The following is a 23,955-nucleotide window of genomic DNA, read 5'->3' as shown; positions in this document are numbered from 1 at the left end:
GCCCCCGTCTTCACGGTTAAGGCAAAAACTGGCCCAAACAAAGACGCCTCGGGACGAGACAAGTCCCTCCCATTGCAGTGCACATCAGTCAATGGTGGCCGGACGCCGGCATGGCAAACCGCGGCGAGCCGGCCAAATAGGGTTTTGACACCCGCAACATTGGCCGCTTGCGGTTTTCGTTGGATTGTGAAAACGGTGTTTTCGGCGCGATCGGCCGGCTATCCTTGTCGTCGCGTAGCCATCAAATGCACTCGCTCCAGTCATTGCAGTCACGCATATGGGCGATTTTTTCGACATCGCCGCTACCGGCGCAGCAACCGTCTCGCGGGTATTAATCAGCCTTTTTCGATTTGGAGATCGGCCTAATCGACCCTTCCTACTCCGCCGCCTCAGTGCGAAATCCTTTGCTGCCGGATTTTGGCATTGAACTGGTCGATATCGACAACGACCTCGACAGTGCCGATCAACGCGTCGCCGTCACCCTTTAAATACAAAGCCCCGGCGCCGCCCAGCCACACCTGCAAATCATTCTGCTGGGCCCCCTCCAGCAACCGATGCAGATGCTCGACGGTGACCGTTTCCGGCGGAGTTTTCACCATCCCGATCACCAACAAATCAGGCGCCAAGTGACGCGCTGCTTCGAGTATGTCTTCCGCCGGCAAATCGGCGCCTAGGTAATAACAATTGTAGTTCTGCGCCGCAGCGACCAAACAACTGACCAAAATACCGAATTCGTGCGGCTCGCCGCTGGGAGTTGCCAGCATGATGGCCGGATTGTTGCGCGAATGGCGGTGCAAGTTGTTCACCATACTCAGCACGATACGTTTCACGCAAGACGAGAACATATGCTCCTGGGCAATATTGATTTTGCCTTGGTGCCATAAATTCCCCACTTTCTGCATCGCCGGCAACAAAACGTCGCGGGCATAGTCCAACGGCTCGTTGACCAACAGCGCCTTCTTCAACAACTGCTCGCAACGTTCGATGCGGTACTCGCGCAGAGCATCGGCGATTTGCTCCAGAAACGGCGCCGGTTCGGGCCGTTGCTGTGCAGCAGATTGGTTTTGCAGTTCGTTGAGTTGCTGCCAACTCAAGCCGGCCAACTTGCCGATCGAGTGCCCCTGCCCGGTTAAGTTGACCAGCAGCGTCAATTTGTCCAGATCCTGCTGCGAATAGAAACGCCTGCCGGTGTCGTTACGCGCCGGCGTCACGCAGGCGTAACGGCGTTCCCAGGCTCTTAACGTTTCCGGTGTCAAACCCGTTAACGATGTAATGGCTTTAATTGAGTACATTGTTCACGTTTTGTACATATTTTATTTTGACAAACATTCTACAATCTAGTAACGTAATTGCCAACAACTTATTCGAAGAGCGAAAAGATCATGTCTAATACAGCCGCACTATCCTTTGCTAGCGAGACAGTTACTATCGTGGATGCCGAGCCCGCCACATTGAGCGTGCGCATGGAGCAGGCCCGCAGCCGCCTTAACCAGTTATTGCTTGATAATCAGCAAGTTAGCCCGTTGGTTGCCAAGCGTTTGTTGAACGAACTGCAGCGCGGCATCGATTGTTCCGAGCTGATGATCGCCAAAAACTCGGACGAAGCCAAACGCCTGATCGAATTGTTGTACAAGCAGGAAATCGCTGTACACGTTCCGTTGCTGCCTGGAGAAGTGGCGGATGAAGTTGTACAAGCGCAAAACATTGTACAGCTTTTGGACCCGCACCGGCGCACGGTAAACCAGTTGTTGTACAGCCTGCATTTGCTGCCGGTATTCCTGATGGATACCGCCGGCGAAATCGTGAAAAGCCTGCCGGCCGAAACAGCCAACCTAGACGACTACAAAGCCGAACTGAAGGCGGCGCTTCGGGAATTGAAGAACATCCGCCAACAGACCATTTCGGCCAACACCGGATTGGTTGCATTTGTGGCACATAAGTACAAAACCAATAACCTGAGCTTCGACGACCTGATGCAGGAAGGCTTGGTAGGTTTAATAAAGGCGGTGGACCGATTCGATGCCGAGCGCGGCATCTGCTTTTCGACCTACGCCATTTACTGGATCAAACAGGCCATATCCCGCCTGATCGTCAAACAGGAAAAAATCGTGCGCTTACCAGTTGCTCTGGCGGAAAAAGCCTCGGTAGTGTTCGAGGCCATGCGTATTTGCTACCTGAAAACCGAGCGCTGGCCCAGCGTTGCGGAATTGAAAGCCTGCTGCGATCTGACCGAACAAGAGATCAAAACCATCAGCAGTTACTACCAATCGACACACTCCCTGGACGCCACTATCGGCGACGAAGACGACGGGCTGGATCTGATGGCGAAAATGCAACAGCACCAGTTCAGTCTGCCGCTCGATGAACTAATCGACAACGATCTAGCTCAATACGTCGACAAAGCGGTGGCATCGTTACCGGAAAAACAGGCAGCGATTCTGACGATGCGCTTCGGCTTGCGCGACCATACGGAAATGACCCTGCAAGCCGTTGCCGACCAACTGCATGTTACTCGGGAACGAGTCCGGCAAATCCAGAACGAGGCGTTAAAAAAATTGAAACAACAGTTCGGCTTTGACCTTATGCTATTTCTCGAACCCAAGGACGGCTAACAATAACAATCAATGACCCAGGTCAGGCTAACACTACAAGAGGAGTGATTATGTCATCAGAAAAACACAACACCAGTAAGCAGACGCCGCAGCCCGATTGGAGGCTGGAGATAGACAAGTATTGGAAGCAGGTATCGGAAAAGACCGGCGATTTTTTTAACGGCCACAAAAGCATGTTTTCCGCCGGTAAGGTGGCGTCTGCCGTGGGCGGCACCCTCGCGGTCGTGTGGCTCGCCAGCGGTTTTTATATCGTCGACCAGGGCAACCGCGGCGTGGTAACCCGCTTCGGCGCCTACTCGGAAACCACGATGCCGGGCCCGAACTGGCACATTCCGGTGCCGTTTGAGAACGTCGCCATCGTCAACGTCGAGCAACAACGTTTCATCGAAGTGGGTTACACAGACAGTAGCCGCGTCAACAAATCGTCGATGATTCCGCAAGAATCGTTAATGTTGACCGCCGACGAAAACATCATCGCGGTGCGGCTGGCCGTACAGTACCAAATCAATAACGCCAGGGACTATCTGTTCAACGTGAAAAACAACGAAAACACGTTGAAACAACTGACCGAAAGCGTCGAACGCGCTGTGATCGGCCGCAATAACATGGACTTTGTGTTAACCGAGGGCCGTAGCCAGATCGTCGCCGAAATCAAGGAGCAGATCCAGGCCGGCATGGACGAATATAAAACCGGTATCAGCATCGCCAGCGTCAACCTGCAGGATGCTCAGCCGCCGGAGGAAGTGCAAGGCGCATTCGAGGATGCGATTCGTGCCCGCGAGGATAAACAACGCCTGATCAATGAAGCCGAAGCCTACGCCAACGAAGTGATTCCGAAAGCCCGCGGCGCCGCCTCCCGGATCATCCAGGAAGCCGAAGCCTACGAAGCCGAAAAAATCGCCAAAGCCAAAGGCGAAACCGAGCGCTTCGACCAACTGCTGGTGGAATACGAGAAGAGCCCGGCTATCACCCGCAAACGCCTGTACCTGGAAGCCAAGGAAAAATTGTATAGCAGCACCAACAAGGTAATGCTGGAAGCGGACCAAACCAATCCGATGCTGTACATGCCGATGCCGCAGACGTTGCAGCAACATGGCGCCAACCCGGTCGGCAGTAACGAAGCGGAACCGGTAAGCGAACCGCACACCGCCGACAAGAACGGCATGCGTAAAACCTCCGGCAACGAATTACGCCCAAGCAGGAGCAAACAATGAACAGCAAAACCCAAATTTTGATTCCAGCCGGTTTGTCCCTGTTGGTACTCGGTTACATGTCGGTTTTTTACGTCAAAGAACACGAGAAAGCCATCCTGTTTCGTCTCGGCGAAATGGTCGAATCCGACTACAAGCCCGGACTCCATTTTAAGGCCCCCCTCATCAATAATGTCAGTACGTTTGATGCGCGCGTGCTGACCTTGGACGCCAAGTCCGAGCGTTTTCTTACCTCCGAAAAGAAGAACGTTATTGTCGATTCGTTCGCCAAATGGCGGATAGGTGATGTGGGCCTCTTTTACACCACGGTCGGCGGCGACGAATTCCAGGCCAATTTACGCCTCGACCAAATCATGAAAGACGCGATGCGCAGCGAATTCGGCGTGCGCACCATTAAGCAACTGATCTCGGAAGACCGTAGCGAACTGCGCGAAACGCTGTTGGCCAAGCTGTCGCCGACCGCCCAGAAATTCGGCATCGAGCTGATCGATATCCGCATCAAACGCATCGACCTGCCGCAGGAAGTCAGTAGCTCGGTATTTCAGCGCATGCGCGCCGAGCGGGAACGCGTTGCCCGCGAATTCCGCTCGCAAGGTGCGGAAAGCGCCGAGCAGATCAGCGCCGAGGCCGATAAACAGAAACACGTGATCGTCGCCAACGCCCAGCGCGATGCCGAAAATATCCGCGGTCGGGGCGATGCGCAGTCGGCCGAGATCTATGCGAAAAGCTTCGGCAAAAATCCCGAGTTTTATGCCTTTTACCGCAGCTTGCAGGCTTACCAAACCTCGTTCGAAAAAACTCAGGACACCCTGGTGTTGAAACCGAATTCGGACTTCTTCAAATATTTCTCCAGCGAGAAATAAGGCCGGAGCAAAATCATGAAAAAGTATTTCATTGTTCTGACGATTTTCGCGGCGGTCGCCTTGATCGTGTCGGCCATCTTCAACCGCAGCATGCCGCAATACGACCCGCACTACGAAATCTCGTACTCGGACTTTATCGAAGACGTGCGCAACAAGGCGGTGGAAGAAGTCGTGATCGACGGCAATTACGTCGACGGCCGCCGGCCGAACGGCACCCGTTTCTCGACCTACAATCCCAACGACTCGCGCATGATCGACGAGTTGCTGGAATACGGCGTAAAAATCAAGGTGGAAAAACCGCAACAGCCGTCGACGCTGATGCAAATTTTCATCTCTTGGGCTCCTACCCTGCTACTGATCGCCGTGCTGGTCTACTTCATGCGTAAGCAGGCCGCGGCCATGGGCGGCCGCGACGGCCAGATGGGTTTCGGTAAGAGCCGGGCCAAATTGATGGCCGAGGACCAGATCAAAATCCGCTTCAAAGACGTCGCCGGCTGCGAAGAAGCCAAGCACGACGTGGTGGAGATGGTGGACTTCCTGCGCGATCCCGGCAAATACGAAGCTCTGGGCGGCAAAATCCCGCGCGGCGTATTGATGGTCGGCCCTCCGGGTACCGGTAAAACCCTGCTAGCCAAAGCGATCGCCGGCGAGGCAGGCGTACCGTTCTTCTCGATCTCCGGTTCCGATTTCGTGGAAATGTTCGTCGGCGTCGGTGCTGCAAGGGTACGGGACATGTTCACCGAAGCCAAAAAACGAGCGCCTTGCATCATCTTCATCGACGAGATCGACGCAGTCGGCCGCCAACGCGGCGGCGCCGGCATGGGCGGCGGCAACGAGGAACGCGAACAAACTTTGAACCAGTTGCTGGTGGAAATGGACGGCTTCAGCGGCAGCGAAGGCATCATTGTCATCGCCGCCACCAACCGCTCCGACATTTTGGATAAAGCTTTACTAAGACCTGGCCGTTTCGACCGCCAAGTGCAAGTCGGCCTACCCGACATTAAAGGCCGCGAGCAAATCCTGAAAGTACACGGCGACCGGGTGCCTTTGGCCGAAGACGTCAATTTGAACGATTTGGCCCGCGGCACGCCAGGTTTCTCCGGCGCCGAACTGGCGAATCTGATCAACGAAGGCGCCTTGTTCGCGGCACGCAATAACAAGAAAGTCGTGACCATGAACGACCTGGACAAAGCTCGCGACAAAATGATCATGGGCGCCGAAAAACGCACGATGATCATGTCCAAAGAAGATCTGTTGATGACCGCCTACCACGAAGCCGGACACGCCATCGTCGGCCGCAAGGTGCCGGAGCACGACCCGGTTTATAAGGTCAGCATCATGCCGCGCGGCGGCGCTTTGGGTATCACCATGTTCCTGCCGGAGCGCGACCAGTACAGTGCCTCCAAAGACAAATTGGAAAGCCAAATCGCCAGCTTGTTCGGCGGCCGGGTCGCGGAAGAGCTGATCTACGGTAAGAACAAGGTCACCACCGGCGCCTCCAACGACATCATGCGTGCCACCCAATTGGCTCGCAACATGGTGACAAAATGGGGCTTATCTGAGCGGCTGGGTCCGATGGACTACGGCGACAGCGAAGGCGGCTACATGGGGCCGCAAGCCAAGCCGATGTCGGAAAAAATGGCACAAACCATAGACGAAGAAATCAGGCATGTGATCGACAGCAATTACAAACGCGCCGAGAACATCCTGAAGGAAAACATCGAGATCCTGCACAACATGGCGCAAGCCCTGATGGACTGGGAGACCATCGATAAATTCCAAATCGACGAATTGATGCAGGGCCGCATGATTGCTCCTCCGCAACCTGAGCCTGAAGTCAACATTGAAGCCGTAGCGGATCTGCCGGAATCTTCCGGAGACACCGACGGTCAAATCGGTCAAGGAAGCGCACTCGCTTCTTAATAGTCCTCCTCTATGTACCCTCCGAACGCAGTACTCGCGGAGGGTATCTTTTTGCAGAGGCTACCATTATGCAAAACCTAACCGTTACATCCAGAACATTGAATCTGCTGCAGTTGATCTTGCAGGTCAATTTTAACGCTGCCGTCATAACGCTACTGATCAGCGGAGTGGCAACGATAATCGGCAACCCGTTTTTTTTTGCCGATAACAGCGATTTATACGGGCCGTTGGCCAATAACATGCGATTGATGATGTTTTACCTATGCTTGATACAAGTTGCCGTCTATAGTTTTTACAAACTGGACAATCGGCCGGAGGCTTTGGCGGCACTAGGCATATTTCTTTTGCTTTTGATCGCCGCGTTGGAGTTTTACTGCTCGATCAACCAGATCGAGGTGGACGATAACTACCGTCGGCTTTTGGTTTATTCCGGACTATCGCACCTAGTCTTTGGCGGATTCGCGGCTTTGCGCGAACCGCAGCACCGATCGTAGAAGTCCGGGCGGGAAGCCCGGCTTTACCAAGCGCTTTCAGTGCGCAGCCAACCAGGGGGACCAGCAAATGCAAATCAAACTACCGTTCGACGCCAACAGGCCGGTGGCCGCCGAGGCCAGCATCGAAATCGATCAGCCTTTAGAGCAGGTATTCGAGTTCGTCGGCCGGGGGTTTTTCGACAACTATCCGAAGTGGGCAACCGATCTGGTCGATTTCGAACCGCTGGACGGCAAAGAAGTCTTTGTCGGCGCCAAGGCCAAGCAGACTCGCCAGGATGGCGGCGAAGAAGTTGAGTCTGTATTCGAGATCGCCGAGTATCAACCGCTCACCAAACTGGCTGTGCAAGGCCTGACCCAACCCTACCGGCAGAGTTATCTGTTACAGACCGAAGGCGGCCACCCGCCGACCCGGCTCACCTTCCGCTTCGAGTTTCTGAAACTGGAAATATTTATGCGGCCGTTCGAAAAACTGATCCGCTGCGCGATCGAAGATGGTGCCGAGAACACCGTAGAGCAGATCAAAAACCTGATTTCGTTCAAATCCAATACAACAGCCCAGATTTAGGGGGGACTTATGGCTTTTGTCGTTGAAAAAGATAACGGATTGATTCCGCAAGTATTGTCTGCCATTCTCGACGAGTGCGTGAATGGTGTGACGCTCGCCGACCCCGACCTGGAAGACGCGCCGATCATATACGCCAATAAGGCGTTCGAACGTTTGACCGGATACAGCCGCGACGAAATCATCGGCCACAACTGCCGATTTCTCCAGGGCTCCGACCGAAACCAAGAGGCGCGTTTCCAGATCGCCGATGCGATGAAGCGCCACGAAGCGGTGGAGGTCACGTTACGCAACTACCGCAAGGACGGCACTTTGTTTCACAACCGGTTGAAAATCGTACCGTTGTTCGACCGCAAACAACGCGTCATCTACTACCTGGGCGTGCAGTACGACATTACCCAGCAGGTAGACGCAGACAACGAAATCAAGAGTTTGACGAATTTGTTGAACGCCTTGCCCAAAACATGATACCCAATCCTGCGGTGACGCCATGAACGCAATCGGCACTGAAAACGGCATATTATTCAACCAAGCCCTGTTCGGCCTGGCGATTCTGGCTTTTTTGTTGTTGCTGGCGCTGGAGAAGAAACGGCCTTACCGCTATTTTCCGCCCAAGGTTTACAAGGAGTCCATCGTCACCAACACCATGGCGTTCCTCGTAAATAACCTGATCCTGACGGTACTGCGAGCATCGTCTTTATTCCTGGTCGCCCAACAGTTTGCCGGCTACGGTTTGCTGAGCTCGATGCCGAACGGGCCTATCAAATGGCTGTTGGCATTCGCCTGTTTCGACCTGGCAATTTACGCCTGGCACTACGCCAGCCACCAATCGGAGTATTTGTGGCGTTTCCACAAAATTCACCACAGCGACAAGTCGTTTAACGTATCGACCGGCTTTCGGTTTCACGTGTTCGATCTGTTGTTGGAAATCGGCTACAAATGCCTGTTCGTGGTCGTGTTCGGCGTCGACGCCTACCTGGTGCTGTCGATCGAAATCGTCGAATTGTTCTTCATTTTTTTCCACCACGCCAACATCCGGGTACCCAACGAAGAAGCGCTGTCGCAGTTCATCATCACCCCATCGTTGCACCGCACCCACCATTCCAAACTGCGCAGCGAACACGACAGCAACTACGGCATCGTACTGGCGGTCTGGGACCGCATCTTCGGCACCCGTAAAGAGTTGGTCCCGGCCAGCATCGGCCTGGACCTGATCGAAGCCGAAAACTTCATCCAGTTGTTTTCACTGGCCTTTATCACCGAACGGAAAATCCGCCAATTGCTGGGTTGGATTCCGAAAGGCAAGAAGTGAGACCGCGCCCCGCGGAGCCTTAACGCCCCAGTCTGCAACTGCCGGTCGCCAATATGTTAATCAATACCCAGAAACGAATCCCGAGCAGCGAGATTACCGACCCTGCACTGTTCAAGCAACGGCGGACATTGCTGAAGGCGATGGCGGCGCTGGCCATCGGCGCGGCCGGCAGCGATAGCGTTGCCGCCCGCCCCCGCACTTGGCCGGACCTGGACGCGGGCAATCCGCCCACCCCCGTCTTGACTCCAACCCCGGCGGAATTGGTCGGCAATTACACCAACTATTACGAATTCGCTTTCAACAAGGAAGACGCCACCCGTCTAGCGCAAGGGCTACGCATCGATCCGTGGTCGGTGGTCATCGGCGGCGAGGTGGAACGTCCGGCCAGCTACCGACTGGAGGATTTGCTGCAACACTGCGTGTTGCGCGAATACCTGTATCGCTTCCGCTGCGTGGAAGGCTGGTCCATGGTCGTACCTTGGGTCGGCTTTGCACTGAGCGATTTGTTAAAGCTGGCGCAGCCTCTGTCGTCGGCCAAATTCGTCAAATTCACCAGTGCCAGTCAGCCGGAGGCGATGCCGCGGCTGCGACAACAAGCCATGCTGGCCTGGCCTTACGAAGAAGGTCTGCGTATCGACGAAGCCGGCCACCCGCTGACGATACTGGCGGTCGGCGCTTACGGCGAGACGCTGCCCAAACAGAACGGCGCGCCGCTGCGGCTGGTCGTACCTTGGAAATACGGTTTCAAGAGCGCCAAAGCCATCGTCAGAATCGAGTTGTGCCGGCAGCCGCCGTTAACCAGTTGGAACCGCTACGCGCCCGACGAATACGGCTTCTACGCCAACGTCAACCCGGCGGTACCGCATCCGCGCTGGAGCCAGGCCAGCGAGCGCCCCCTGGGCTCAGATTTCTTCACGCCGCGGCGGCCGACCGAACTGTTCAACGGTTACGGCGAACAGGTTGCCGGGCTGTATAGCGGCATGAACCTTAGGCATTTTTTCTGATGGACGCGCTGATTAGCCGGCTTTGGCCGATTACCATCGCCTTCTGCACCGCACCGTTACTTTGGCTGCTGGTCGCCATCGGTTTGAACCATCTCGGATCGAACCCGATCCAGGCCATGCATATATTTCTCGGCGACTGGGCGCTACGCTTTTTATGTATCACCTTAGCCATCACCCCTGTGCAAACCATGACCCAATGGCGCGGTATGACCGACTACCGCCAACTTTTCGGCTTGACCGCGTTTTTTTACGCCACCCTGCACCTGCTGGGCTATTTGAGCGCCGACCACGCGTGGGCTTGGCCGATGATCGCCCTCGATATCCTGCAGAGCAGTTATTTGTGGTTCGGCTTGGTGGCTTACCTGATTCTGCTGCTGTTGGCCGTAACCTCGCCCAAGGCCGCGAAGAAACGGCTGGGCAAATCCTGGAAAAAACTGCACCGCTATATCTATCTGGCCGCTGGGGCGGCCATTCTGCATTACTTTTGGCAGTTGAAGGGCAATTTAGCGGAACCCCTGTTCTACCTGCTGGTACTGGGTATGTTGATGGGCTTCCGCGGCCTGGTATGGCTGAAAAACCGCAGGTATGGGCCAGCCGTAACAGCCAAACCGCGAGCGGCCAGCCCGGACCGCGCAGAGTGACCCGCTCTCGCCGTTACCGTTAGCTTTGGAGAACCGACCATGAACCCGACCTCGATCTTGATCACCGGCGGCACCGGCTTTTTGGGCAGCGCCCTCGCCCGCCGCCTGTCGGCCAAACAATATGCCGTGACCGTATTCGGCCGCGACGCGGACAAAATTCGCAAGCAATTCGGCGCCGACGTCGGCGCGGCAACCCGCTTCGCCGACCTGCCCGACGCCGGCGCGTTCGACGCCGTGGTCAATCTGGCCGGTGCGGGCATCTTCGACCGTTACTGGACCGAGCCGCGAAAAAAGGTACTGCGCGACAGCCGGATCGAGTTGACCCGGGAGCTTGTAACCTGGATCGCGGCCGGCAGCAAAGCGCCGGTATTGGTCAACGGCTCCGCTATCGGCGTCTACGGCGACCAAGGCGATACCTTGCTCAGCGAGGCCAGTCCGGCCAAAGCCGATTTCGCCCAACAATTGTGCGCCGACTGGGAGGCTGCGGCATTGGCCGCGGCCGACCACGGCAGTCGGGTCTGCCTGATCCGCACCGGTCTGGTGTTAGGGCGCGGCGGCGGTTTATTGCAGCGCATGTTGCCGGCGTTCCGGCTCGGCCTGGGCGGCAGCATGGGTGACGGCCGGCAATGGATGTCGTGGATTCATCTGGAAGATTGGCTTGCCGCCGCCGAAGCGATGATCGCCGATCCCGCCATGAGCGGCGCCTACAACGCCACGGCGCCGGAGCCGGCCACTAACCGCGAGTTCAGCCGGACCTTGGCCGCAGTGTTGGGCCGACCGATGTTGCTGCCGCTGCCGGCCTTCTTGCTCAAGCTCTTGCTCGGAGAAATGTCCGCCTTGGTGCTGGGCAGCCAGCGGGTGAAACCGGAGCGCTTGTTGGCGCACGGCTTCCAGTTTCAGTATAGTCAGCTCAGGCCCGCGCTCGACGCGATTTTGCACAACTCCTGACCCGATAAATCGGTATTGCTATGTTAATCGACAGCCTGTCCGCGTTATTTGCCTTTACCTCGTTCATCAGATGGTACGAAGCTTTGCTGGTGGCGGTCTGCCTTGGCGCATTGGTGTATTACCTGACACCGGAACCGGCCAAAGAATGGGATGAGCGCGAACCGCCCAGCCTGTATTTCTACCTGCAATGGAGCTGGCTGGGTTACCTGCGTTTGCAGGATGCGTTCTATCCGTTTTTCATCTTGTACAACGCGGTGCTATTTCTGATCGATTATCGAGTTCAGGAAGGCGAGTTCACCGTCGCCAGTTGGGTCACCATGCATATCATCATGGCGATGCCGTTGATTTATTGGACCGGCGCGGTCTGGCGCTGCTCGGATAAAACCGGCTCTCACCGCTGGGCCGTGCTGGCCCGATTAATGACTGTGGCGGCCTTGCTGGACTTATTGTTGCGCTGGGTGATTTACCAGTATTACCCCAACATTTTCTTCAACTGCCAACAGATGACCATCCATTGGGGCGACTGCTGATCGAAATGAGCAAACCGCGCTACAGAACTTCTTTATTTGTTTTCCGCCGCGACTTGCGTTTGGAAGACAACACCGCATTTAACGCGGCATTGAAAAACTCGCAGCGGGTCTTGGCCTGCTTCATTTTCGATCCGCGCCAGATCGAGGCCCACCCTTATCAAAGCCGGCCTGCGCTGCAATTCATGCTGGAGTCGCTACATGACTTGCAAACCCGCTGTCTGGCGCAAGGCGGCCGGTTGTACCTGTTCGGCGAGCGTCCGGAAGCGGTGGTCGAACGCCTGCAACGGCAACTCAGTATCGAAGCAGTCTTCGTCAACCGCGATTACACCCCGTTCGCCCGCCAGCGCGACATGGAGATTCAGCAATGCTGCCAAAAACTGGGGCTGGATTTTCATAGCCATGCCGACCTGCTATTGAACGAACCGGAACGGGTACTGACCGACAAAGGCTTGCCCTACCAGGTGTTTACCGCCTTCTATAAAAAAGCCGTGCAAAATCCGGTGGCCGCCCCGGACGGCCTGGCTGGCGGCCGACTGTTCAATACAGCGGTGGAGTCCGACCAGCCGGAATTGCTGCAAAGCTTGAGCCGGCCGCAACGGAATGCCTTCTCCGGTGGCCGCCAGGCGGCCCTACAACACTTAACGGCGTTGGCTGCGCGGCGCGATTACAGCCAAACCCGGGATTTTCCGGAGCTCGACGCCACCAGCCATTTGTCCCCCTATCTGAAGTTCGGCTGCTGCTCGGTGCGCGAAGCCTATCAGGCTATCCAGGTTCAACTCGGGCCGGACCACGCGCTATTGCGACAATTGTACTGGCGCGATTTTTTCAGCCACATCGCGTACCATTATCCGCATGTATTCGGCCACGCTTTCGACCGCCGCCTGGATGGGCTGCGCTGGCGCAACGCCCAGGACGACTTCTGGGCCTGGGCCAACGGCCAAACCGGATTTCCCATCGTCGACGCGGCGATGCGGGAGCTGAACCAGACCGGCTGGATGCATAACCGGCTGCGGATGGTCGTCGCCTCGTTCCTGGTCAAGGATCTGCATGTATCCTGGCGCTGGGGCGAACGTTACTTCGCCCAACATCTGCTCGATTACGATCCCTGCGTCAACAACGGCAACTGGCAGTGGGCGGCGTCAACCGGCTGCGACGCCCAACCCTATTTCAGGATTTTCAATCCCTGGCTGCAACAAAAAAAGTTCGATCCCGACTGCCGCTACATCAAGACCTGGCTGCCGGAGTTACAGCGCTATTCGGCCAAAGCCATCCACAACTGGGAAAAGGCGCCGCTGGCCGGCGATTATCCGCCGCCAAGGGTGAATCATGCCGAGCAAAGCCGCAGCATCAAAGCCGAGTACCAAACCTTACTTTCCAACCAACCGACCTGAACCGATGCGATTATTCCAGATACTGCTACTCACGTTGCCGCTCTTGACCGGCTGCACCGGCATACCGGAAGGCTTGACCGTGGTCGACGGTTTCGAATTGCCGCGCTATCTGGGCACCTGGCACGAGATCGCCCGATTGGACCACCGCTTCGAACGCGGCCTGAGCGAGATCCGCGCCGAGTACAGCCTGCGCGAGGACGGCGGCGTCAGAGTGCTGAACAGCGGTTTCGACGCCGAAACCAACCAGCGCCGCAGCGCCGAAGGGAAGGCCTACTTTATCGACGGCCCGGACCGGGGCCGGCTGAAAGTATCGTTTTTCGGACCGTTTTACGGCGCCTACAACATCATCGCGCTGGACAAAGCCGCTTACCAATATGCGATGGTCGCCGGCCCGGACCGCGACTATTTATGGATTCTGGCGCGCACGCCCGATCTGGCGCAGCCGATCCTGGACAGTTTGCTGGAGCAGGCCCGCAGCCAGGGTTTCGCCACCGACCAACTGATTTTCGCCGCGCCCCGGCATTGACTCCAAGGACTCCCATGCACAATATTCCGGTCGGTATCAGCAGTTGCCTGTTGGGCCACGAAGTCCGTTACGACGGCGCACACAAATACCACAGCTACATCGAACGTACGCTGGGCCGCTATTTCGAGTTCAAGCCGTTTTGCCCGGAGGTGGAAGCCGGCCTCGGCATTCCCCGTCCCTGCGTGCAACTGCGGGAAACGGCCGAAGGCATACGCTGCGTCGGCGTCAAGGACCACAGCTTCGACGTCACCGAGCGCTTGCGCGACGCCGCAGCCCGCCAAGCCGGCTGGCTGGACGGCCTGTGCGGCTACATCCTGAAAAAAGACTCGCCCAGTTGCGGCATGACCCGGGTCAAGGTCTATAAACACGAGGTGCCGGTCCGGAACGGCACCGGTATATTTGCCGGCTATCTGCAATCCGCCTTCCCTAACCTACCGGTGGAAGAAGAGGGCCGACTCGGCGATCCGGGTTTGCGGGAAAACTTCATTCAACGGGTTTTTGTCTATCGCCGCTGGCGACAGCTCTGCGAGGACGGCCTCAGCGCCCACGGCTTGATTACGTTTCATAGCCGACACAAACTGATCGCGATGAGCCACGACCAAAACCGGGCCCGCAACCTCGGCCGGATCGTTGCCGGCGCCACCGACACCCGGGTCGAGGCGATTGCAGCCGAATACATAACCGAATTGATGGCCTGTCTGAAAATCGTCGCCAGCCGCGGTAACCACGTCAACGTGCTGCAACACATTCAAGGTTATTTGAAACGGGCACTGGACAGCGACGACAAACAGGAATTGTCCGAAACCATCGAAAACTACCGCAGCGGCCAGGTACCGCTGATCGTACCGTTGACGCTGCTGCGCCACCATTTCCGCCGCCAGCCGGACAGTTTCATCGACAACTCGTTCTACATGCAACCGCATCCGGCGGAATTGGCCTTGTTGAACGAGATTTGATCGGCACCGCCGCTAACGTTCCAACTCGCGCCGCTCCTTTTGGTACTGGTCGTAGCCGGGCCGGCGCTCGCAGTCGTTGGCCATGGCTTTTTGGCATTGCAACTGGCCGGCGTTTTCGACGGCGTGGAAGGCAAAGCGCTGCGCCCAGTCGGCACTGCAACCGGCACCGGCCAACACGCATAGCGCCAGGCTTAAACTGCGGACTCCATTCATGGTTTTAACTCCGTGGTTTTACCGGGTCGTAAGCGGCCGGCTGCGGGTTTGAATAGCCTTCAGAATACTGCGAAAATGGCTACAATGCTTGACCAATTCAGCAACCTTTTACGGCAAATCCGATGGACATGGACTTGGCGGAACACTCCGCAAAATATGCAACGTTTATCAACCTACTGAAAAGCAACGGCAAACTGTCGGACAGCGACTTGGGCAAAGTCAGGCGCATGCAAAAATCGACGCCGGACGACTCGCTGCCGCAATTGTTGGTCAAACTCGGCTTGTGTTCCGACAACGATATCGCCAACAGTTTCGCCGCAGCCACGGGGATTGCCCGCGTCAGCGCAGAACGCTATCCGCCGCAATCGCCGTTGCCTGACAGCATTTCCCAACGTTTTTTAAAGCAGCACCACGCAGTGGGGCTGGCCGCCGACGACAACCAAATCGAAATCGCGGTAATGGACCCGGCCGACAGTTACGTCGCCCAAGCCCTGGAATTGGCTACCGGCAAAACCGTCAGGCTGCAGATCGGCCAACTCGCCGAAATCGACGCCGCGTTGGAATTGCAATACGGCGAAGGCAAATCGCAAATGGATAAACTGCGCGACAATCTGGACGTGGAACAGGAGGGCAGCGAGGATTTGGAACATCTGAAAGACCTAGCCTCCGAAGCGCCGATCATCAAGATGGTTAACTACATCCTGCAAAGAGCCGTGGAAAGCCGGGCCTCCGACGTGCATATCGAGCCGTTCGAGCAAAGCCTGAAAGTGCGGCTGCGCATCGACGGCGTGTTACAGGACATCGATTCGCCGCCGGTCGCATCCACCGCCGCGGTGCTGTCGCGGATCAAAATCATGGCCAAGCTGAATATCGCCGAACGCCGGCTGCCGCAGGACGGCCGGATCAAGCTGCAGATGATCGGCAAGGAACTGGATCTGCGGGTGTCGACGATTCCGACCTTGCACGGCGAAAGCGTGGTGATCCGTTTGCTGGACAAGGAAAACGCAGTGCTGGACTTCGAAACCCTGGGTTTTGTCGGCCGGCAGGCCGAGCGCTTCATGGAGGTGCTGGCGCAACCGCACGGCATTTTATTGATTACCGGCCCGACCGGTAGCGGTAAATCCACCTCGTTGTACGCCGCGCTGAAAACCCTGAACACGCCGGAACGCAAGATCATCACGGTCGAGGACCCGGTCGAATACCAACTGGAAGGCATCAACCAGATTCAAGCCAAGCCGCAGATCGGCCTGACCTTCGCCTCGGCCTTACGGTCCATCGTCCGCCAGGACCCGGATGTGATCATGATCGGCGAGATGCGCGATCTGGAAACCGCGAAGATCGCCGTACAATCGGCGCTGACCGGCCACTTGGTATTGTCCACGCTGCACACCAACGACGCGGCGGCCGGCGTCACCCGGCTGCAGGATATGGGCCTGGAAGAATATCTGCTCAGCTCGACCATCAACGGCATCCTGGCCCAACGCCTGGTCAGAAGGCTGTGCCCGCACTGCAAGCAGGCCCATCCCGCGGCCGATGCCGTGATCGAGGAAATGCAGTTGCGGCGCTGGCAACCGAGCGGCGACATCCGTTTTTACAAACCGGTGGGATGCCCGGCCTGTAACGGCATCGGTTATAAAGGCCGGCTGGCGATCATCGAATTTTTGACGATGACCGACACGATCCGCAAACAAATCATGAAACACGAAGAAGCCTTCGTCATCCAGCAAACCGCAATCGAGGAAGGCATGCAGACCATGTACGAGGACGGCGTCGGCAAGGCCTTGCAAGGCATTACCACGCTGGAAGAGGTGCTGCGGGTCACCACCGAAACCTGACCGGGGCAGCGATTGCCTATCGAGCTTGCGTCGCCCAACCTGTACACAACCGCTCAGTCTTTAATCGAACCGGGAGACTACCGTGGCATCGGCAACCATCCACAGTTGGCACCGCATCAAATTGTCCAGCCAGGATTACCAGTCCGGCGAAATCGCCGTGTTGATGGGCGCCTTTCGCGCCGCCTACGTGGCGCGCAACGGCCCCGACGGCATGGCGATGTTCGGCCATTGGGCCGACGACGGCTCCTGCTATTGGGTCTATACCAGCCCGAAATCGTCCAGGCATATCGCGCCGCTGCTGGTGGCCTATTCCGCCGTGCGGACGTCCGCTCCCGATCCGCAGGGTTTATCGTTGATTTACGGCGACGAATCCGGCCGCAACTGTTTCGAAACCGGTTTCGAAGCCTGAGGCCAACGCCGGGTTCAATCCGTTGCCGCGGCGCTCTGGCGTAAGAACGGCAAGACCTGGCCGGTCGCCAGCGGCTTGCTGAAAAAATAGCCCTGCACGTAATTGCAGCGCAACTCGCGCAAATAGGTCATTTGGGCGGTACTTTCCACGCCCTCCGCCACCACTTCCAGCTTGAGTTGCTGCGCCATCACGGTAATCGCCGATACGATCGCCTTGTCGTTCGGGTCTTTGGTTATGTCGTTGACAAAGGATTTGTCGATTTTCAGCACGTCGATCGGAAACCGCTTCAGGTAGCTCAGCGACGAATAACCGGTGCCGAAATCGTCGATCGAAATCCTGACGCCGATGTCTTTCAGGATATTCAGGATTTCCATGGTCGAATCGAGCTGACGCATCAAGATGCCTTCGGTGATTTCCAATTCCAGCAAAGCCGGCGGCAAGCCGCTGGCGTCCAGCGCGTCCAGCACCGCGTCGAGCAACGGATGCCGCGCGTGTTGCGCGGTTTGCACCTGATGGAATTGGCGGCTGGACAGATTCACCGCAACGCGGATCGCCAGCCCTGCCGTTTCCCAAAGCTTGGCCTGGGCGCAGGCCGTTTTCAACACCCAGGCGCCGATCGGGAGAATCAAGCCGGATTCCTCGGCAAACGGAATGAAATCGCCCGGCGGCACCGCTCCCAATTCGGCGCTGAACCAGCGGATCAACGCCTCCATGCAAATGACTTTGCCGGTAGCCAAATCGATCTGCGGTTGATAGTAAAGCTCGATTTCGCCCTGCTCCATGGCCCGCCGCAAATGCTTTTCCAGCTTCATGTAATTCTGCGCGGTGCGGTTCATTTCCGGCGTGAAGAACTGGTAATTGTTTTTACCCAGCTTTTTGGCGTAATACATCGCGCTGTCGGCGTTGGCGAGCAGACCTTCCATATCCTTGGAATCGTCCGGATAAACGCTGATACCGATACTGAAACTGACGAACACCTCGTGGCGGTCGATATCGAACGAGCTATGCAACGACTCCAGGATTTTGCCGGCGACCTTGGCCGCGTCCTGCACCTCGGACAAATCCGGCAGCATGACGATAAACTCGTCGCCACCCAGACGCGCCGCAGTATCGCCGTCGCGCAGGCACTGGCCGATCCGCGACGCCACCGCCCTTAGCAAAGCGTCGCCCGAGGTATGGCCGATGGTATCGTTAACCACCTTGAAATTGTCCAGATCCAAAAATAGGACGCCGACTTTCTCCTTACTGCGGTGGGCATGGGATATAGCCTGTTCGAAGCGGTCTTTCAACAGGGTCCGGTTCGGCAACCCGGTCAACGCATCGAAATGGGCCATGTAATTCAGGCTTTTTCGAGCTTGTTTGACTTCTTCGATTTCGCGGGCGTTGTCCAGAATCAAAGACAGCGAATAGGCAAAACTCAGCGCCAGCTCTTCATCGTTGGCGCTGAACGGCTCGCCGTTTTCTTTATCGCACAGGTAGATACGGCCGTAGACGTGGCCCTGGTGCGAAATCGGCACGGCCAGCAACGATTTCATCGGCGGGTGGTGAGCGGGGAAACCACTGCTGCTGGGGTGGGTGGACAAGTCGGCCAGCCGCAACGACACGTTATCCTGAATCACGACGCCCAACAGGCCCTTGCCTTGCGGAAACTGGCCGATGCGTTGCGCCAGTTCGGGGCTAATGCCGGTATAGACGAAATGGCTGAGCTTACCGGCCTCGTCGAGGATACCGATCGCGCCGTAGCGCGCCTCCAGCAGCCGGGTCAACGCATCGATACCGGTCTCGAACAAATCGTTTTGTAACGAGGTATGCTTCAGAACCGTCAATAAACTGCGCGAAGCTTCGTGTAAGCGGGCGAGTTTGTCGGACCAGGAGCGGATCCGGTTGCGTTCGGTTTCCAGCGACCGGTTCAACCGGCGCGACTGCAGCAACAGCAGGCGTTCCCGTTTGAGCAGGGTCTCGAGGATGCTCTGCCGGCTGACCGCGCCGACAAAATTCGGCCCGTCCAATACCGCCAACGCTTCCAAGCCTTGCTGGTTCATCAGTGTCATGGCGCGGCGCACTTCGGCGGTCGGTCCGACGCTAAGACACTCGCGATGTTCGGTAAGATCGGCAAAAATCCAATTCGGATGCTGGATGATGTCTTGCGGCGCGACCAAGCCGCAGAACGCGCCGGTCGTGGTCGAGTCGCGGAATACCGCATACAGCGGCAGGTTGGCCGAGGCATAGTCCGGCCGTTCCTCTTCCAGCACCCGCACGACCGGGTCGCATAGGCAATCGCGAACCAGCAAACGTTCCATCGGCCGGTCAGTCGCCGTCCGACAAGTACACGCTGACGTCCAGTTCCGCGTGCAACACTTCGTCCGGCCCCATCATCGGCTTTAAATTGGCCATGACGAAATCGATCAAACCGTCGCGCGACACCCGCCGCAAAATATGGTGGCGCACCAAAATATCGGAAATCACGTCGTCCTGTAGCTCGATATGTTCGAAAGGAGTTTTGATCAACAGCTCGATGGCGCGCCGCATGGCGATACAGCCGATCGGCGATTGGTTGCCCAGCACCAGCATATCTTTCAAGGGCGGGATCGCATATTCCCCCACCCGCGCCGACAGGTGGATTTTCTTATTGATTGACATGGTCGTTAGTTCGGATTGCTAGTAAGTTTTTTAACTATCGAATTTAACTAAATTTTCCGCTGGCTAAAGGAAACCTTTAAAAAGTATCCGTTCATGCTTCGCCACGCTCGGCAGGAACGGATACTGCTCTGATTTATAAGGGGTACCGTTCGCACCGAATTTATCGCAGTGCAATTTTTAGAAGTTTCCTAAAGTATGGCCCAAGAAAGCGGCCAATACCATATGCAGAAAAGGCTTTTTATCGCTTAACCGAAACCAAGGGTAAATTCGGTACGGTCAAAACCCCGGCCAAGAAAAAGGGGCCGAAAGGCCCCTTTATGCAGCACCGGCAAAAGCCCGGCGCTTAGTTGAAGGTGGAACCCGGAGTGCCCGGCAATTGCGGCATGGTTTGGGTCGGGAATTCGCCGGTCAACGCGTTCAGGAACGCGACGATGTCGGCGACGTCGCCGTCGGACAACTCTTTGTTCAACTGCAATTTGGCCATCAGCCAGACCGCCCTATCCAGAGTTTTCACAGAACCGTTGTGGAAGTAAGGCGCGGTCAGAGCCACGTTGCGCAAGGTCGGCACTTTCCACATGTGGGCGTCGCTGTCTTTCTTGGTCACTTCCGCCAAGCCTTTGTCTTTCAGGAAATGGTATTGCGCCTCGAAATAGCCGTTGGAATTGACCGGGAATTTCTGGAACATACCTGGACCGTTGAACGCCGGGCCACTATGGCAACTGGTGCAACCGATCTCGACAGCTTTTTCCATGCCGCGGATCTGCTGCTTGGTCATCGCGTCTTTATCGCCGCCGACGTATTTGTCGTACGGGCTGTTCGGCGTGATCAGGGTTCTTTCGTAGGCTGCGATGGCTTTAGTGGCGTTTTCCTTGGAAATCGAATCTTTACCGAAAGCTTTTTCGAACGCGTCTTGGTAACCTTCGATGGTTTTCAGACGGGCGACCACGTCGTCCCAGCTCTTCATGCCCATCTCGATCGGATTGGTCACCGGGCCGGCAGCTTGGGCCTCCAGACTCTCGGCGCGGCCGTCCCAGAACTGAACTTTATTGAAGGCCGCGTTCCAGACGGTCGGCGCGCTACGGCCACCGGTCTGGCCGTTGACACCCATTGCCACCGAGCGGTTGTCTTCGCCGCCCAGCATGGTGTTATGGCAAGAGGCACAGGATACGGTGCCGGTGGAAGACAACCGCGGATCGTGGTACAGCATTTTTCCCAACGTGACTTTTTCCAGCGTGGTCGGGTTGTCGGCAGGAGCCGGGGCCACGCTCGGCAGCGGCTCGGCCGCCATTACGGACATAGAACCGGTCAGCGCAATCGCGGAAACCAGCAGGCGAAATTTGAACATACCATCCTCCTAAAAATAGTTATTGTCAGAGCCAAGGGCCGGCGAATTGTAAGATATTGCCGCGCGGCAGGTAAATTAAATTGCATCCCTCCCGCCGCGCAACGGCGCCGACGGACCGGACCGGGCGAAAATCTACCGCCCCCGCCGGCCGAAGCGACAGCTACTGGCAAAACAGCCCGGAATCGGCTAATTTTCCCCGACAGTTAAGACGCTAGAACTTTCACTCGCTCAGGGAAGACGCTCAGATGCAACACCTCGATAAACTCATCAAACTCCACAACCTACTGAAAAACCGGCGCACGCCGATTTCGGGGCCGGAAATAGAAAGACTACTGGCTTGCTCGAAAGCCACCCGCCAACGCCTGGTAAACGAACTGCGCTACCGCTTGAACGCACCGCTGTTCTGCGAACCCGGCGTCGGCTATTACTACGACCGCGACGACCCGCGCCACCCATTCGAATTGCCCGGCATCTGGCTCAGCGCGGAGGAACTGCAAGCCCTGGTCGCCTGCCAGCATCTGTTAGGCAATCTGGCGCCGGGCCTGTTGCGCAACGAAATTGGCCAACTCCGCAGTCACCTGGAGAAACTGCTGGACCGCTCGCCGGGCATCAAAACCCCGCAACTTGGCCGCATCAAAATCCTCAGCCAGGCCTACCGCAGCCGCAACGACGACTTGTTCCTGACCTTGGTCCAAGCCCTGTTCGCACAACAACGGCTGTTGATTCATTATCACGCCCGCAGCGACAACCAGACCAGCGAACGGCCGGTATCGCCGCAAAACCTGATCTTGTACAAAGACAACTGGTATTTGGATGCTTTTTGCCACCACCGCGAGGAACCGCGCACCTTTGCGCTGGACCGGATCAGATCGGCAACCGCCAGCGGCGAACCGGCGCATCTGCTGGACCCGGCCACGCTGCAACAACATTTCGGCTCGTCCTACGGCATCTTCGCCGGCACGCCTGAACACACCGCCGTTCTCAACTTCTCCGCCAAGGCCGGTCGCTGGGTATCCGACGAAACCTGGCACAGCCAACAACAATGCGAGTGGCTAACCGACGGCCGCTATCAACTGCGCATCCCCTTCAACCGCCACGAAGAACTACTGATGGACGTTTTGAAATACGGCGCCGAGGTGGAGGTAGTAGCGCCGGAATTTTTGCGGGAATTGGTCAGGCAAGAAGCGGAAAAGTTGTTGGCGGTTTATCGATGAGGCAAAAAAAATTTGTACCTAAAAATTCTCGGTATCGGGTTTTGAGACCGACATGTTGTAAGTTAGAAAAGAGTAATCCTAGTCATAAACCAACCAAAGGAAATCCAGATGAGCCAAGAAACCGTCGAATTAAATTTAGAAACGCTTACTTCCGCTGTTACCTCGGGTTGTTCCGCAATCCGACTGATTGCCAAACTACAACCGGCTGGCGGCCCAGGTAGCAAAGTTTTTCCGCCGACGCACTCGGAAGGTAAATACGCTTGGGAAACCCGGCTAATCGACGGCGGCGAAGTGGTTAAAACCGTCTTGCTAGATTCTGTACAGTCGCAAGCCAATCGCATGGAACAGGCATTGAAGGAAGCCCATCAAAACGGTCAACTAAATTTTCCATTATTGGCGGTGGACTTTGGCGGCGAATTCGCGGACGTTGGCGAAATTACCACGCTAGATGCTCCGCATCGAATTGCCGACGCAATCTTTCGGGATAGTCTGTTAGACGGAAAAAAATTCCCCGAAACCGACATTGCTAAAGCTTACGCCGCCGCGAACCAGCGTAACGCAACCGCGTTATATCAGTATTGCCCCCACGCACTGGTATTCGGTATCTGGGATTCGACGGGCTCGGCTGGCGGTTTGGGCAATAAATTCCAACGAGCCTTGGTATCGGAGATTATCGGCATCAAAGCTGAAGCCGGCGTACTAACCAGTTCCCGGCTCGATCCGCTCGGTATTAAAACCGTTGAAATTTATGCAACTGATTCAGGCGGCTGGACTACAGACAAGGCTATGGCAAAGACCGATAAAAAAGGCGAACCGGTCAAAATCAAACCGTCTGAAGTCAATCATTCCAATATCCCGCCGACCATCGAAAAAAGCGAGAAAGGAGACGAATATATTCGTGGCGGCGTAACCATTGATTACGCCCATCAAACAACTGTGCTTTCGCTGCCCGCCTTGCGCCGATTGAATTTTCCGGTCAATGGCGAGTTGTCCGCGCAAATCAATATCGCCGCCAGAACGGTTTTAGCGGCATTAGGGCTGACGGCAATCGTTCACCAGTTGGAAAACGGCTACGATTTGCGCTCTCGATGCCTATTGGTTGCCGACGGAAAATTTACTTTCGAATTGCTCGATAATTACGGCGAAAGTCGTCGTTTTACGCTGACCATTGAAGAAGCCGACGCTTTGTTTAGTGCTGCGGTGGCTAACGCGGCGGAATTGGGCCTAGTGTGGAACACCCAAAAAATCCGGTTGCAGCCAACCTCCGATTTACTGGAACTGGTCAGGAAGAGCCGTCAAGCCGGCCATTTGTCCGAGGCATAAGCG

The 23,955-nt window shown here is 56.5% G+C and carries 24 protein-coding genes; 19 read left to right on the top strand and 5 right to left on the bottom strand.

What is annotated here, in order from left to right; all coding sequences use genetic code 11:
• Nucleotides 1–389: 389 nt before the first annotated feature.
• The gene (locus NP603_RS14155; RefSeq protein ID WP_256611553.1) at nt 390–1,292 is read right to left on the bottom strand and encodes a MerR family transcriptional regulator; all 903 of its coding nucleotides are present in this window, start codon (nt 1,290–1,292) and stop codon (nt 390–392) included.
• A 90-nt stretch (nt 1,293–1,382) separates the two neighbouring features.
• Here NP603_RS14155 and NP603_RS14150 point away from each other — a divergent pair, with 90 nt between their 5' ends.
• The 15 genes from NP603_RS14150 to NP603_RS14080 all read left to right on the top strand — a co-directional run bounded on the left by NP603_RS14150 (nt 1,383) and on the right by NP603_RS14080 (nt 14,973).
• A complete protein-coding gene (locus NP603_RS14150) occupies nt 1,383–2,612 on the top strand; it encodes a sigma-70 family RNA polymerase sigma factor (RefSeq protein ID WP_256611552.1) in 1,230 nt (409 codons plus the stop codon).
• Nucleotides 2,613–2,662: 50 nt separating this feature from the next.
• The gene (gene hflK / locus NP603_RS14145; protein WP_256611551.1) at nt 2,663–3,826 is read left to right on the top strand and encodes an FtsH protease activity modulator HflK; all 1,164 of its coding nucleotides are present in this window, start codon (nt 2,663–2,665) and stop codon (nt 3,824–3,826) included.
• Complete coding sequence (gene hflC, locus NP603_RS14140) at nt 3,823–4,686, top strand: protease modulator HflC (RefSeq protein WP_256611550.1); 864 nt, start codon at nt 3,823–3,825, stop codon at nt 4,684–4,686. The genes hflK and hflC overlap by 4 nt, the downstream gene beginning before the upstream one ends.
• 15 nt (nt 4,687–4,701) lie before the next feature.
• Complete coding sequence (gene ftsH / locus NP603_RS14135; RefSeq protein ID WP_256611549.1) at nt 4,702–6,609, top strand: ATP-dependent zinc metalloprotease FtsH; 1,908 nt, start codon at nt 4,702–4,704, stop codon at nt 6,607–6,609.
• Between the two features lie 68 nt (nt 6,610–6,677).
• Nucleotides 6,678–7,103, top strand: a complete 426-nt coding sequence (locus NP603_RS14130) for a hypothetical protein (protein WP_256611548.1) — start codon at nt 6,678–6,680, stop codon at nt 7,101–7,103.
• A 67-nt stretch (nt 7,104–7,170) separates the two neighbouring features.
• Nucleotides 7,171–7,668: an SRPBCC family protein gene (locus NP603_RS14125; protein WP_256611547.1), complete on the top strand. Its 498-nt coding sequence runs from the start codon at nt 7,171–7,173 to the stop codon at nt 7,666–7,668.
• 9 nt (nt 7,669–7,677) lie between these two features.
• Nucleotides 7,678–8,133, top strand: a complete 456-nt coding sequence (locus tag NP603_RS14120; protein ID WP_256611546.1) for a PAS domain-containing protein — start codon at nt 7,678–7,680, stop codon at nt 8,131–8,133.
• A gap of 22 nt (nt 8,134–8,155) precedes the next feature.
• A complete protein-coding gene (locus tag NP603_RS14115; RefSeq protein ID WP_256611545.1) occupies nt 8,156–8,977 on the top strand; it encodes a sterol desaturase family protein in 822 nt (273 codons plus the stop codon).
• A gap of 53 nt (nt 8,978–9,030) precedes the next feature.
• Nucleotides 9,031–9,981, top strand: coding sequence for a protein-methionine-sulfoxide reductase catalytic subunit MsrP (msrP, locus tag NP603_RS14110; RefSeq protein ID WP_256611544.1), 951 nt, complete (start codon nt 9,031–9,033; stop codon nt 9,979–9,981).
• Nucleotides 9,981–10,622, top strand: coding sequence for a protein-methionine-sulfoxide reductase heme-binding subunit MsrQ (gene msrQ / locus NP603_RS14105; protein ID WP_256611543.1), 642 nt, complete (start codon nt 9,981–9,983; stop codon nt 10,620–10,622). The genes msrP and msrQ overlap by 1 nt, the downstream gene beginning before the upstream one ends.
• A 39-nt stretch (nt 10,623–10,661) precedes the next feature.
• A complete protein-coding gene (locus NP603_RS14100; RefSeq protein WP_256611542.1) occupies nt 10,662–11,570 on the top strand; it encodes a TIGR01777 family oxidoreductase in 909 nt (302 codons plus the stop codon).
• Nucleotides 11,571–11,590: 20 nt separating this feature from the next.
• On the top strand, nt 11,591–12,100 hold the full coding sequence (locus NP603_RS14095) for a hypothetical protein (protein WP_256611541.1): 510 nt from the start codon (nt 11,591–11,593) through the stop codon (nt 12,098–12,100).
• A gap of 5 nt (nt 12,101–12,105) precedes the next feature.
• Entirely contained in the window at nt 12,106–13,491 is a 1,386-nt protein-coding gene (locus NP603_RS14090; RefSeq protein WP_256611540.1) for a cryptochrome/photolyase family protein, read from the top strand.
• A gap of 4 nt (nt 13,492–13,495) precedes the next feature.
• A complete protein-coding gene (locus NP603_RS14085; protein ID WP_256611539.1) occupies nt 13,496–14,017 on the top strand; it encodes a lipocalin family protein in 522 nt (173 codons plus the stop codon).
• A gap of 14 nt (nt 14,018–14,031) precedes the next feature.
• The gene (locus tag NP603_RS14080) at nt 14,032–14,973 is read left to right on the top strand and encodes a YbgA family protein (protein ID WP_256611538.1); all 942 of its coding nucleotides are present in this window, start codon (nt 14,032–14,034) and stop codon (nt 14,971–14,973) included.
• A 12-nt stretch (nt 14,974–14,985) separates the two neighbouring features.
• Here the strand turns inward: NP603_RS14080 and NP603_RS14075 are convergent, their stop codons facing one another.
• On the bottom strand, nt 14,986–15,186 hold the full coding sequence (locus tag NP603_RS14075) for a hypothetical protein (protein WP_256611537.1): 201 nt from the start codon (nt 15,184–15,186) through the stop codon (nt 14,986–14,988).
• Nucleotides 15,187–15,308: 122 nt separating this feature from the next.
• Here NP603_RS14075 and gspE point away from each other — a divergent pair, with 122 nt between their 5' ends.
• Both gspE and NP603_RS14065 read left to right on the top strand, forming a co-directional pair.
• On the top strand, nt 15,309–17,021 hold the full coding sequence (gene gspE, locus NP603_RS14070) for a type II secretion system ATPase GspE (RefSeq protein ID WP_256611536.1): 1,713 nt from the start codon (nt 15,309–15,311) through the stop codon (nt 17,019–17,021).
• 82 nt (nt 17,022–17,103) lie between these two features.
• Nucleotides 17,104–17,430, top strand: coding sequence for a hypothetical protein (locus NP603_RS14065; RefSeq protein WP_256611534.1), 327 nt, complete (start codon nt 17,104–17,106; stop codon nt 17,428–17,430).
• Nucleotides 17,431–17,444: 14 nt separating this feature from the next.
• Here the strand turns inward: NP603_RS14065 and NP603_RS14060 are convergent, their stop codons facing one another.
• From NP603_RS14060 to NP603_RS14050, 3 genes are all read right to left on the bottom strand, one after another.
• Complete coding sequence (locus NP603_RS14060) at nt 17,445–19,730, bottom strand: EAL domain-containing protein (RefSeq protein WP_256611533.1); 2,286 nt, start codon at nt 19,728–19,730, stop codon at nt 17,445–17,447.
• A gap of 7 nt (nt 19,731–19,737) precedes the next feature.
• Nucleotides 19,738–20,070: a hypothetical protein gene (locus NP603_RS14055; protein WP_256611532.1), complete on the bottom strand. Its 333-nt coding sequence runs from the start codon at nt 20,068–20,070 to the stop codon at nt 19,738–19,740.
• A gap of 343 nt (nt 20,071–20,413) precedes the next feature.
• Entirely contained in the window at nt 20,414–21,415 is a 1,002-nt protein-coding gene (locus NP603_RS14050) for a cytochrome-c peroxidase (RefSeq protein ID WP_256611531.1), read from the bottom strand.
• Between the two features lie 245 nt (nt 21,416–21,660).
• Between NP603_RS14050 and NP603_RS14045 the strand changes: the two genes are divergently transcribed.
• Nucleotides 21,661–22,629, top strand: a complete 969-nt coding sequence (locus NP603_RS14045) for a helix-turn-helix transcriptional regulator (protein WP_256611530.1) — start codon at nt 21,661–21,663, stop codon at nt 22,627–22,629.
• A gap of 108 nt (nt 22,630–22,737) precedes the next feature.
• Nucleotides 22,738–23,952, top strand: a complete 1,215-nt coding sequence (gene cas7g / locus NP603_RS14040) for a type I-G CRISPR-associated RAMP protein Csb1/Cas7g (protein WP_256611529.1) — start codon at nt 22,738–22,740, stop codon at nt 23,950–23,952.
• Nucleotides 23,953–23,955 lie beyond the last annotated feature (3 nt).

Origin of the sequence: Methylomonas aurea, assembly GCF_024505045.1 — a bacterium.
Lineage (GTDB): Bacteria > Pseudomonadota > Gammaproteobacteria > Methylococcales > Methylomonadaceae > Methylomonas > Methylomonas aurea.
Note: the sequence above shows the minus strand (reverse complement) of the source record. Positions and strands in the feature narration are given on the sequence as shown.